Origin of the sequence: Exiguobacterium sp. s46 (assembly GCF_018618875.1) — a bacterium.
Classification (GTDB): domain Bacteria; phylum Bacillota; class Bacilli; order Exiguobacteriales; family Exiguobacteriaceae; genus Exiguobacterium_A; species Exiguobacterium_A abrahamii.
This window is the reverse complement of sequence record NZ_JACSMY010000001.1, coordinates 1,694,308-1,706,553: the sequence shown is the minus strand read 5'-3', so window position 1 is coordinate 1,706,553 and position 12,246 is coordinate 1,694,308. Positions and strand designations below refer to the sequence as shown.

General features: G+C 47.7%; 11 protein-coding genes. 8 read left to right on the top strand and 3 right to left on the bottom strand.

Going from position 1 to position 12,246, the window contains the following annotated elements:
* Nucleotides 1-31: 31 nt before the first annotated feature.
* On the bottom strand, nucleotides 32-1,303 hold the full coding sequence (locus KNQ08_RS08925) for a BaiN/RdsA family NAD(P)/FAD-dependent oxidoreductase (RefSeq protein ID WP_050678607.1): 1,272 nt from the start codon (nucleotides 1,301-1,303) through the stop codon (nucleotides 32-34).
* A 192-nt stretch (nucleotides 1,304-1,495) separates the two neighbouring features.
* Between KNQ08_RS08925 and KNQ08_RS08920 the strand changes: the two genes are divergently transcribed.
* Both KNQ08_RS08920 and KNQ08_RS08915 read left to right on the top strand, forming a co-directional pair.
* Nucleotides 1,496-3,160 (top strand): putative polysaccharide biosynthesis protein, encoded by a 1,665-nt coding sequence (locus tag KNQ08_RS08920; protein ID WP_149427736.1) that lies wholly within the window; start codon nucleotides 1,496-1,498, stop codon nucleotides 3,158-3,160.
* Nucleotides 3,147-3,866 carry a pseudouridine synthase gene (locus tag KNQ08_RS08915; protein ID WP_214805298.1) on the top strand — a complete coding sequence of 240 codons (720 nt, stop codon included), beginning with the start codon at nucleotides 3,147-3,149 and terminating at the stop codon, nucleotides 3,864-3,866. The genes KNQ08_RS08920 and KNQ08_RS08915 overlap by 14 nt, the downstream gene beginning before the upstream one ends.
* Before the next feature lie 60 nt (nucleotides 3,867-3,926).
* Here KNQ08_RS08915 and KNQ08_RS08910 read toward each other — a convergent pair whose 3' ends face one another.
* Both KNQ08_RS08910 and KNQ08_RS08905 read right to left on the bottom strand, forming a co-directional pair.
* Nucleotides 3,927-4,559, bottom strand: coding sequence for an SDR family oxidoreductase (locus KNQ08_RS08910; RefSeq protein ID WP_214805296.1), 633 nt, complete (start codon nucleotides 4,557-4,559; stop codon nucleotides 3,927-3,929).
* A gap of 108 nt (nucleotides 4,560-4,667) precedes the next feature.
* Nucleotides 4,668-4,886, bottom strand: coding sequence for a DeoR family transcriptional regulator (locus KNQ08_RS08905; protein WP_023469095.1), 219 nt, complete (start codon nucleotides 4,884-4,886; stop codon nucleotides 4,668-4,670).
* A gap of 321 nt (nucleotides 4,887-5,207) precedes the next feature.
* Between KNQ08_RS08905 and pepV the strand changes: the two genes are divergently transcribed.
* Genes pepV through KNQ08_RS08875 form a run of 6 tightly spaced genes read left to right on the top strand, consistent with a single transcriptional unit; the run spans nucleotide 5,208 to nucleotide 12,244 of the window.
* The gene (gene pepV, locus KNQ08_RS08900; protein WP_214805294.1) at nucleotides 5,208-6,605 is read left to right on the top strand and encodes a dipeptidase PepV; all 1,398 of its coding nucleotides are present in this window, start codon (nucleotides 5,208-5,210) and stop codon (nucleotides 6,603-6,605) included.
* A gap of 58 nt (nucleotides 6,606-6,663) precedes the next feature.
* A complete protein-coding gene (locus tag KNQ08_RS08895) occupies nucleotides 6,664-7,812 on the top strand; it encodes an MFS transporter (protein WP_064299485.1) in 1,149 nt (382 codons plus the stop codon).
* Between the two features lie 8 nt (nucleotides 7,813-7,820).
* Nucleotides 7,821-8,339, top strand: coding sequence for an RNA 2',3'-cyclic phosphodiesterase (gene thpR, locus KNQ08_RS08890; RefSeq protein WP_214805292.1), 519 nt, complete (start codon nucleotides 7,821-7,823; stop codon nucleotides 8,337-8,339).
* A gap of 22 nt (nucleotides 8,340-8,361) precedes the next feature.
* Nucleotides 8,362-9,216 (top strand): hypothetical protein, encoded by an 855-nt coding sequence (locus tag KNQ08_RS08885; protein ID WP_241492644.1) that lies wholly within the window; start codon nucleotides 8,362-8,364, stop codon nucleotides 9,214-9,216.
* 34 nt (nucleotides 9,217-9,250) lie between these two features.
* Complete coding sequence (gene pulA, locus KNQ08_RS08880) at nucleotides 9,251-11,392, top strand: type I pullulanase (RefSeq protein ID WP_214805290.1); 2,142 nt, start codon at nucleotides 9,251-9,253, stop codon at nucleotides 11,390-11,392.
* 51 nt (nucleotides 11,393-11,443) lie between these two features.
* Complete coding sequence (locus KNQ08_RS08875) at nucleotides 11,444-12,244, top strand: phosphotransferase family protein (protein WP_087681261.1); 801 nt, start codon at nucleotides 11,444-11,446, stop codon at nucleotides 12,242-12,244.
* Nucleotides 12,245-12,246: the final 2 nt, after the last annotated feature.

Here is a 12,246-nt window from a genome sequence, read left to right as displayed (position 1 = left end):
TGTTAAGCAGAAGAATCGGGTCTTGTTCATATTAAAAGACAGTATCACGTGCCATCTCTGCGGCGTGACTACCGGCGCAATGACCCGTCACGAATGCAGCTGTGATGTTGTAACCACCTGTATATCCATGGATATCAAGAATCTCCCCGGCAAAGAATAATCGCTCGGCTTTTTTCGACATCATCGTCTTTGGATCAATCTCTTTGATCGAGACGCCACCACCCGTGACGAAAGCTTTATCAAAGTCGAGCGTTCCCGTTGCTTTAAGTGGGAATCGCTTTAATTTTTGCAAGAAGTCCGTCCAGTCCTGTTTCTTGACTTGTGTGCAGACTTCATCGCCAAAGCCGATTTGAGCAAAGAGAAGTTCAAGCAGACGTTCCGGCACGAAGCCGCGGAGGGCGTTGCGTACCGTTTTCTTGGGATTTGCTGCAAGCGCGGCTTGGAAGCGTTCGGTTAACGCACCGAGTGATTCGTCCGGGAAGAGATCGATTGATAAATGGACGATCGTCTCCTTCGAACGTTTGCGTTCCTTGATCGTGTACTGGCTACAGCGTAAAGCAATCGGACCGCTTAAACCGAAGTGGGTAAAGAGTAAGTCCCCCGTGTGTGTTTTGATTGCTTTATCTTTTTTGCCGTGGACCGTTAAGGCGACGTCACGTAGCGACAGCCCTTGTAATGTTTTTTCATGAATGAACGTATCACCTAACAAAATTGGAACTTCAGTTGGGAAGAGTTCCGTGATCGTATGACCCGCTTTTTCAGCCCACGGGTAGCCGTCACCTGTCGAACCGGTATGTGGAACGGATTGTCCGCCGACTGCAACGATGCAACTTTTTGCTTCAAGACGCATGCCGTTCTCTAAGATGACAGCTGCAAAAGAACCGTCTGGATGGAAGTCGAGCGTAGCGACCTGCGCGTCTGTTTGAATCTCGGCACCATGCGCGCGGATTTGATCGATCAATACACGGACGACATCTGCTGCTTTATCCGAGACAGGAAACATCCGTCCATTGTCCTCTTCTTTGAGGGCGACACCAAACCCTTCGAAGAGTTCGATGATCGATTCATTATTGAATTGAGAAAAGGCACTATAAAGGAAACGTCCGTTTCCTGGAATCGACTGGACGAGTTCGTCGAGTGGTTTTCGGTTCGTGACGTTGCAACGTCCGCCGCCGGAGATCGCAAGCTTCCGACCTAATTTATTTCCTTTATCAAGCAGGAGTGTTCGGGCTCCAGCCTGTAAAGAGGCGAGCGTCGCCATCAAGCCGCTCGGTCCGCCTCCGATTACGATTACATCGTACATAAGGTCACCTCATTCATAGAATTCTGCTTGTTTCACTTTAGCAGAAGTTGCGACTGTAAACAAACCGTCTCTTTCAATTCAAGATAGACAGCGGTATAATGATTTGCAATTGTGTACGAGAGAACTTGTATAATGAGACAGTCACGATCAGAGTGTCGAGTTTAAAAATTAGAAAGCGTGAGGGATGTTACCATGTCCACAGTCAGTAATAAGCAGTCTACTTCTTCCGGCAATTCAGGATTCGTTCGTGGAACGATGCTCCTGTCCGGTGCGTCACTGATTTCCCGCGCACTGGGTTTGATTTATCTCTTTCCGTTTCAGTTCATGGTCGGCGCGACAGGCATCATGTTCTATACCTATGCCTATAACTATTATGCGATCATGATCGGACTCGCGACAGCGGGGATTCCTGTCGCCGTCTCGAAATTCGTCGCCAAATACAATGCATTAGGAGAATATGATACGAGTGAACGGTTGTATCGGTCTGGTCTGAAAATCATGTCCTTGACCGGGATTGTTTCCTTCCTCGCTTTATTCTTTCTCGCACCGTATTTAGCACATCGGGCGATTCCAGGTGGTGACGTTGATTCAGCAGCCTACGTTGATGCCGTCACGATGACGATTCGTGGCGTGAGTTTCGCTTTACTCTTGATTCCCCCGATGAGTATGACCCGAGGTTACTTCCAAGGGTATCAATCGATGGGACCAACAGCGATTTCGCAAATCTTGGAACAAATCGTCCGGATCATCTTTTTGCTTGCAGGAGTCAGCATCGCGATTTATTTATTTGATTCAGGTGCAGCATTTGCCGCAACGATTGCAACGTTCAGCGCTTTCATTGGTGCAATCGGTAGTGTTGCGGTTCTGATCTATTATTTCCGCAAACGTGCCAGCGGCTTGCAGGAACTACGTGCTACTCAAACCGTCCGTTCGCCGGATCGCCCGTTAACGGATTTGTATAAGGAATTATTGACGTATGCGATTCCAATCGTCATGGTCGGTCTTTCGACACCCCTTTACCAAGTCATCGACCAAAATACGATGAATGCCGCATTACAAAGTATCGGTTACACGCTCGAAGCGGCCGGAAACGCGACTGCCTATCTGATTGCGGATAGTCATAAGATCGTCTTGATTCCGGTGTCGGTCGCAACAGGATTGTCGTTATCTGCGACTCCACTGTTGACAGCTTCCTTCACGCAAGGAGATATGCGGAAAGTACGGGCTCAAATCTCACAGATTTATCAACTCGTTTTCTTCGTGACGATTCCGGCAGTCGTCGGGATGATTCTCCTCAGTGAAGAAACGTTCCATGTGCTGTTCCCGAAAGATCAAGCGGCCTGGGTCTATTTATTAAGTTATGCGCCGAGTGCATTGTTCCTTGCCTTGTATTCTGTTACGGCAGCAGTCCTTCAAGGGATTAACCGTCAGTACTTCACGATCATCGCAACACTTGCTGGACTACTTGCGAAGTATCTCTTGAATGCGCCGTTGATTCATTTGACGGGTGATGGAACGGGTGCTGGTTATGCGACGATCATCGGTTATCTCGTTGCGACGGGATTGATGTTCTTCCGGATCACACAAACAGTGAAATTCCCATTTAGTACGGTCTTGCGCCGGACATCATTGATTCTAATCATCAGTGCTTTGATGGGGGCGGGTGTTGCACTCGTGAAATGGGGAATGGTGTCCTTCTTACCAGAGACGACATGGGCATCTCTGTTGATCCTGATCATTGGTGCGGCAGTTGGAATCGTGATTTTCGCTGGACTCTCGATTTGGAGTGGTTTAGCAGAAGTCGTATTAGGACGTAAAATTTCATTGAAACGAGGACGAGGTCATGCGTCTAGATAAATTATTATCCAACATGGGGGCAGGCTCCCGAAAAGAAGTAAAACTTTTGCTCAAAGCAGGGGCAATTCAAGTCGATGGTGAGATCATTCGTGATCCGAAACAACATGTCGATGTCGAGACGCAACAGGTTCTGATGTATGGCGAACCGGTCACGTATCAAAAATACATCTACTTGATGATGAATAAACCACCGGGAGTCATTAGTGCGACGGAGGATAAACGAGATGAGACCGTCATCGATCTGTTGTTTGAAGACGTGACGTATTTCAAACCGTTTCCGGTCGGACGACTTGATAAGGATACAGAAGGCTTATTGTTGCTGACAAACGATGGAGCGTTCAATCATGCCTTGATGTCTCCGAAGAAACACGTCGAAAAAACGTATTACGCGGAAGTGACAGGTGTATTGACGCAAGAAGACGTCGAGGCAATTGCGGCAGGCGTCACCTTAGAAGACGGTTATCAAGCAAAGCCAGGAAAACTCGTCATCTTATCGACGACAGAAACAGATTCAACGCTTGAATTGACGATCACGGAAGGGAAATTCCATCAAGTCAAACGGATGATGCTTGCCCTCGGTAAAGAGGTCACGTTCTTGAAACGACGCTCGATTGGTCGCTTGGAGCTTGATCCGGCACTTGAACTCGGGGACTACCGTGAACTGACACAAGAGGAATTGTCGTTATTTGATTGGCAACCTGAATAAGCAAAACGAAAAGGCGATGGAATGAATGTGCATTCCATCGCCTTTTATTGTGGGATTCAATTATTGATTACGTAGTGCTTCTGCGATCGGATAAGGACCGCTGAGTACTTCGAATACACGAGATTGTGTCGGATGATCAATCAAGTGAACGAACAGCGCAGCCACATCGTCACGAGACACCTTACGATCTTCGTATGAATCAAAATGCTCTTTCGTTTCAACAGTACCTGCTGGGTCATCGTAGCTGAGTGGACCGGGACGGACGATCGTATAGTCGAGTCCGCTTTCTTTTAGGTGAGCGTCTGCTGCTGCTTTCGATTCGAGATATACTTTTAGTTCGCCTTTCGGTTCTTCCGTACCGACTGAACTGAGCATCAGAAAACGATCGATCCCGTTCGCTTTTGCTGCATCGATGACTTTGATTGCACCTTCCTGATCGACGGCGCGTGTCAATTCGTCCGATGCGCCACCAGCACCCGCTGCAAAGATGACGACGTCCGCGTTACTGACGACGCCACTGACATCCTTCGTCAAATCCCCAAGTCTGACTTCAGATGCACCGAGTGCGATCAAATCGTTGATTTGATTTTCTTCCCGTACGACAGCGATCGCTTGGTGATCTCCTTGTTTAGCGATCAATTCGACCATTTTGCGTCCCGTTGTTCCGTTTGCTCCAATGATTAAAATATTCATGCTTATCATCTCCTTCTCCCAATAGCTATACCCCACGTTTTAAAAAAGATAACAAAAAAAGACGCGAAGAATCGCGTCATCGAAAGATATACATAGTGAAACAGTGGATCAACCCGCTTGCTTTTGTTTCTTACTCGACGTCCATGTACCGCGTCGAGGGCTCACAATGAGATTGTTGTATTCGAGCACGTTCAAATCCCGCTGGACGGTCCTTGAAGTGATGCCAAACTCTTCAACCAACTCTGCTGTCGTAGTAGCTCCGTTCTCTTGGATGTAGAGATAAATCGATTTAATCCGGGTCAACATACGGTCTGTAGAATCTTTCATTGGTATAACCACTCCCCCAATGGATAGAATAGTGTTCTAAAGCTTCGGGTGACAAAAGACAATGCAATATCCAGTTGTTTCGCCTTTAGTATAACGTTTTGATATTAAAATGCAAGTAATTTAACCGAACGTTAGCATAAAAAATATATTCAAATGGTTTGTAAAGTCGATGATTAGGGTTTTATTTCGTTTGAATGTTCGTCATTTCAATAAATAAAAAAGAAAACAGAATTTGGATGTTCGTATCTGAACGAATATTCGCTATACTAGGAAGGTGTATAGGAAACGAATCCAAAACCCGTAATGAAGGAGCGAAATCAGATGGTGAATTGGAAAGAGGAAGTACTCGCACGTCGCGAGGACTTATTAGAAGATTTAAAAGAACTATTACGGATTCCGAGTGTACTCGACGAATCCACGATCGAAGAGGGCGCGCCGTTTGGTCATGAAGTCAAACGTGCCCTCGATTGGATGCTCGCGACAGGGGAACGCGATGGGTTCACGTCAAAAAATGTCGATGGGTATGCAGGACATTTGGAGTATGGTCAAGGGGAAGAGTTACTCGGTATTCTTTGTCACTTAGACGTCGTACCAGCTGGTGGCGATCACTGGACATACGGTCCATTCAACCCGACGCTTGTAGATGGAAAACTGTATGCACGTGGAGCAATTGATGATAAAGGACCGACGATGGCAGCTTATTACGCTCTGAAAATCGTCAAAGAACTTGGCTTACCACTCTCGAAGCGCATCCGTCTGATTGCAGGAGGGGATGAGGAGAGTGAATGGCGTTGTGTCAATCATTACTTCAAACATGAAGAGATGCCAACACTCGGTTTTGCACCAGATGCCGACTTCCCGATCATCAATGCGGAAAAAGGACTCTATGACGGGTTATTGATTCAAGGAAAACCAGCGCAAGCATCTGATACAGGCTACCATCTCGTTCGTTTTGAAGGCGGCGAACGTCCGAACATGGTTCCAGGTCATGCCCAAGCGCTTCTTCGTGTCGTCGAAGTAGGAACGCTTGAGACGGATTTCCATGCTTATCTTGAAGAACAAGGTTTGACGGGGACAGTCAAGCAAGAAACGGAAGGTCTCGTACTTGATGTCAATGGTGTCGCAGCCCATGCGATGGAGCCGGACAATGGTAAAAATGCCGCTTTACATTTGTCGCGTTTCCTCAATACGCTTCACTTGGATTATAACGGTCGTCGTTACATTCAACTCGTGACGCATATGTTCCGGGATTCTCGCGGTGTAGCGATCGGTGTCGCTGCTTCAGACGAGACAGGTGACTTAACGATCAATGGCGGTGTATTCCGTTACGCCGAAGAGCAAGGAACGGCATCGATCAATATCCGTTACCCGTATACAGCAGACTTCACGGAACGTCTGCAAATCATCAAGGAAGCCGCGGCAGGATATGGTTTTGAATTGCAGACGCGGACGCATATGACACCGCACCATGTTGATCCAAACCATGAATTGATCAAGACGCTAAGTGCCGTCTATGAGCGCCACACGAACCAATCAGCTGATTTGATAGCAATTGGTGGCGGCACATATGCGCGTTCATTGACGGCGGGAGTTGCTTTTGGTCCAGTCTTCCCTGGTGGTCCTGAAGTTGCCCACCAAGTCGATGAATATGTTGATTTTGATGAACTATTGCTTGCTGTCGCAATCTATGCAGAAGCGATTTATGAACTCGCAAAATAATGATTGATGATCCCCGCATCGTAAAGATGGGGGATTGCTTCTTGAAAGGAAGTTCCGTGTGAAAAATCGTCAAACCTATCATTTCCAAGCCTTATATTTCTTTATTTTCTTTGGGCAAGGAGCACTCATTCCGTATCTCGCACTTTATTTCTCAAACGACGCGTTCGGACTGTCGGCTTCAGAGATTGGAACAATCGTTGCGATTGGACCGATTCTCTCCATTTTCCTACAACCTGTCTGGGGAATCGCGGCGGATCGACTCGGGAAACCGAAACGACTCTTACTCGTCGCGATGCTTGCTGCCGGTATTTTTACACTCAGTTACTTACTGACGTCTGCTTATCTGCTTTTATTGTTGATTTCTTGTGTCTGGGCGTTGTTCCAGTGTGCGCATATTCCGCTCGTCGATACATTAGCGATTGAGTACACGCGAAAGCGTAAAGTGGATTACGGCGCTTTACGTCTTTTCGGCTCAGCAGGGTTCGCTTTAGCTGTTTTCATTCTTGGGCAAATCACTGAGGGTGGCGGACTAAATCTGATTTTTTATGCAACCGGTGCAGCATGGGTTCTCGGTTTCCTTGTGCTGATCGGTATTGAAGAGACGGGCAGCGTCCATGTTTCACATCAGCAACCCGTACCGTTAAAACAGCTCTTTTCGAATCGACGCTTCCTGTTGTTCCTAGCAGGGGGGAGTTTGATCTTCGGACCCATCTTCGCCAACAATTATTACTTTGGCAGCTACGTCACGATTCGTGGCGAGACGACGGCACTCGTCGGAACATTATTCTTTGTCGCCGTTCTGTGCGAAATTCCGTTCATGCGCATCGCCACGCGTCTGTTATTACGATTCGGAGCGATTCCGGTTCTTGTATTCGTCTCCTTGTTGTCGGCTGCGCGGACAGCGATGATTGCTTTAGAACTTCCAATCGTCATGCTGTGGGTATTATCTGCGATGCAAGGTATGATCGTTGGTCTATTGATCCCTGTCGCCTTAGATTATGTCCGATCGCTCGTTCCAGAGACGATGGTCGCAACAGCCGTCAGTACATATATGGCAACGACGACGGGACTCGCGACCGCGTTGTTTAATCTGATGAGTGGTTTTGTACTCGAGAAGAGTACAATCTATATCGTCTTTTGGGTATATACAAGTAGTAGTATCCTAGGCGCGATTCTGTATGGTATCAGTGGTCGTATGAAGGAGTGAACGCGACGATGAGACAAGAACGACACTTTTTCATTGCCTTACCGATCCCTTCTAAAGATTTAGCGAATCTTGCTGAACGGTTATCGCTACCTGAGCACTTTCGTAACGTTTATACATTAGAAGAGTATCATCTAACACTTCGTTTTTTCGGTCCATTGGAGGAAAAAGAACAGCAGTCGTGGAAACAGCAGTTACAGCAGATCGCGCGTACGATGGAACCCTTCGTGCTACGATTCGATCGTTTGATCACGTTTGGTCGGGATGAACGACCACGCGTCGTAGGGTTCGGAACGGAATCGGAGGAATTGTTTCAATTAGTGAAACAGATTGATCCGAATTCGACCAGACCATTCGTACCGCATGTCACGATCGCGAAAAAATGGCGTACTGAGGCAGCTGAATGGGAGACGAGTCCGATGCAATCGGTAGAGTGGACTGTTCGTGAGCTCGTTCTATTTGAAGTACGACCAGAGGTTTCACCGCGGTATGAGCCGGTTTACCGGATTCATCTAGGTGAAGAGGAGTGAGGTGATCCCCATCGCAATTTTGATGAAACTATATGATTTAGATAGTCGATTTGAAAAAAATCCGCTAGAGATGACGAAACGATTCGGTGAACACCAGGCACTTGATTATGCCCATGTCTACCGCAGATGGGAGGCAGGAGAGTTGTTTCCAGGGGAGACGCTCATCCGTCCGAAGAAGTGGTGGCAAGTGATGAAAAAAAGTGAAGTCATTCAACTTCCGGGTAAACAATTATCTCGAAGAGCGTTTGATAAATGGTACAAAAAACGTCTCGAGTTACAAAAACTCTTGAACGTCACTGGCGGAGCAGGAGAGGAGGACATTTGGCGGATTCCATTGAAACGTCATTTAGACTTCTACCAGATGCTGCATCTACTAAATGAACAGTATGCGATGTTTTATCGAGCGGTCATCCAATATCAGGTCGGAGAAGTCGAGTTGAGTCCGTTCGTCGTCGGTCCGTCCGCAATCTATATCATGGAATGGCTTGATGGCGACGAAAGTATCTATCATATCCGACGAGATAAGTTATGGCGGGAGCAGCCGTTTAAGGCTTCTGCGAAACAAATCTTGAATCCGAACATCGGTTTAAAGCGGACAGAAGATATTTTACGGGTCGTACTCGGACGAGATTACGTCTTGCCGATCGAACGAGTCATCCTCGCCCCTTCAGGTTATTTTGATCAAATTCCAAAAGAAACGACGACGACGTATGTCAATAAAGTCGATTTTCCGAACTGGGTGCAACGGATGAATGCGAATGCGACACATACAAAGGCATTTCAGATGCGGGTGTGTGAAAAAATTCTAAAAGAGACGGTATCGATTCCGTTTCACATGGCGATTCAAAGTGAGGGACAGTCTCGAATTCAAGAGTAAGGGAGGGAGCGACGGCATTGTCGTTGCGAAAGAGATGACGAATCAAGAAGTAGCGATACCAGTGATCCGGGCGGAGTTCTTATCGTTCCAGAGCATCCGGGTCGAGGTCGAAGGCAATCCGTCAATCCACTGGTCGCTTGAATGTGATGGACAATCACTTGCGATCCAGCAAGTCGAGACACACCGTGAGGAACAACTGGTGGTTTATGAATTGACGGTTCTGGAATCGGTCGAGCTAGAATGCCGATATGAGGTATTCGGAGCAGGGAGGTCGATCCGCGTCGTTCCCGACCGGTTAGTCCGGACGGAAGCATTTGAGCGCAAGTACCGTTACGAAGGGAAGCTCGGTGTCTGGGAAGAAGAGGGTGCATTTCACTTTGCTGTTTGGTCACCGGTCGCAGAACGGATCATGTGTGTCGTGTACGATCAAGATGAACGGTTGCTCGGAAAGCATGAGATGGAGCGACAAGAGCAAGGTGCCTATCATCTTCAACTGGAACAAGATATCGCAGAGTGCTGGTATCGGTATGAAGTGACGACATACCTTGGCACACAAGAGGTCGTTGATCCGTACGCTAGTGCGATATCGGAGAATGGTCGATACGGCGTCATTGTTGACGTCGAACGGACGATGACCAAGTGGTTCCCGAAGCGCGTCGCGCGTCCTCTGTTCGTCAAACCGTCAGACGCTGTCATCTACGAAGCGAATATCCGTGATTTCACGATCGATCACTCAGCTGGTTCAAGTCATCCGGGTCAATACGCAGGGATGACGGAACGAGGAACGCGCTCTCCTCGAGGTCATGCGACGGGACTTGATTATCTCCTAGATCTCGGGATCACCCATCTGCAATTGCTACCAGTCCACTTTTTTGAGACGACCGATGAACGAACGCGGTCTCCATATAACTGGGGATACGACCCAATGCTTTGGTTCGGGCTAGCTGGGAGTTATGCGAGTTCGGTTGAACCACTCGTTCGCGTCAGAGAATACGCGGAAATGGTAGAGCGACTCCATGAAGCAGGCATTCGTGTCACATTCGATGTCGTCATGAATCACGTCTTCATTCGAGAACGCTCTTCTCTCGAACAACTTGTCCCTGGTTATTATTTCCGCTACGAAGTAGACGGGACACTATCGAACGGAACAGGTGTCGGAAATGATACCGCATCCGAGCGATTCATGATGCGCCGCCTGATCGTTGACTGTTTGACGTACTTTGCTCGAGTCTACCAGATTGATGCCTTTCGATTTGATTTGATGGGGATTCATGACATTGAGACGATGAACGATGTTCGTGCGGCGCTCGATGCGATTGATCCAACGATTCTGGTGTATGGAGAAGGGTGGGATCTTGCGACAGCGTTGCCGGAACGATTAAAGGCGATGAGTGCCTCCGCTGCGCAAATGCCGCGGATCGCCCATTTTAATGATGTGTTCCGTGACGCGTTAAAAGGATCGACGTTCAGTGAATTCGACCGAGGATTCGTTGCGGGAGATGGCTGGAAGGAAGGGGAGGTCCGAAACGGGATTGCCGGAAGTGTCCATATCGACAATCAAACGTACGGACGTTTTCCGGAACCTACCTATTCCATCAATTACGTCGAGGCGCATGACAATCATACGTTATACGATAAATTAAAGTTATCTTGTCCAGAGGCAGATGAACAGCAATTATTGCGGATGAGTCGCCTAGCTCAGACGATTGCCTTGTTTGCGCAAGGGATTCCGTTTCTTCACGCAGGTCAAGAGTTCTTGCGCACGAAACAAGGTGTTGAAAACAGCTATAACGCACCAGACGAGATCAATCGAATGGACTGGGAACGGCGGGATGATCATCTGTCCCTTGTCACATACATCAGGACGATTTTGCAGATTCGTAGAATGCATGGCGGATTCCGGTTGCACCGAGCGAATCAGATTCGCGAGTTGCTTCATTTCATCGACTTACGTCCGGGTGTCATTGCTTATGAACTTGGAGCGGTCCACTCGTATGACGCATGGCAACGCACGCTCATCGTTTACAATACGACGCGCGAAATCGTTGAAGTCTCACTTGATCATTCGCGCTGGAATGTGCATGTACAAGGGGATGAGGCCTCGGTCGACCCGCTTCTAAAAGGTGTCGACAGGATTCAGGTCCTTCCGTTGTCAACGACGATCGCAACGTGTTAAGATAAGCATTGTGCCTTAGGCAAATCTACTAAAAAAGTTGAGCGGATTATAATGGAATTAGATATTTTAGATGCGCTTGGCGAAGGCTGGACCCTTACGCCAGCAGGTGGAATCACAGGAGAAGCGTACATCGCTTCAACCGGACAATCGAAGTTGTTCTTAAAACGAAATTCATCGCCGTTTTTGGCGATTTTATCCGCAGACGGAATCGTTCCGAAGTTATTATGGACGAAACGGATTTATAGTGGGGACGTCATCAGCGCCCAACAGTTCATTGAAGGCGACGAGTTGGAGCCTGAAATGATGGAACGTCCTGAAGTAGCACGTTTGCTTGGGAAAATCCATGATTCGAAGGAATTACTGTTCATGCTACAACAGCTTGACCAGCGCCCGATCGAACCTGATGAGTTATTGCGACAATGTCGTTTGTACTTTCAACCGGATGATTTAGAGGATCCGGAGCTCGTGGAACATGCGATGGTTTACCTCGAACAAAATCTGGAGCAGGTCAGAACGGATGAGCAGGTCGTTTGTCATTCAGATTTGAACCATAATAACTGGTTGACGGGAGCAGACGGTCAACTCTATCTGAACGATTGGGATGATGCGATCATTGCTGACCGTGCGTACGATCTTGGAATGATGTTATATAGTTATGTCGACGAAGCGGCTTGGCCAGAATGGTTCGAACATTATGGACATCCTTTGACGAGTGATTTGAAGCGACGCATGCACTGGTATGTCGTAGCGCAAGCAGTATTGTCACTCTACTGGTATGAAGATACGCGTCATCCGGATGTCGACGACAGTTATCATTTTCTTGAACAGCTACTTGAATACTCAAACGACTAAAA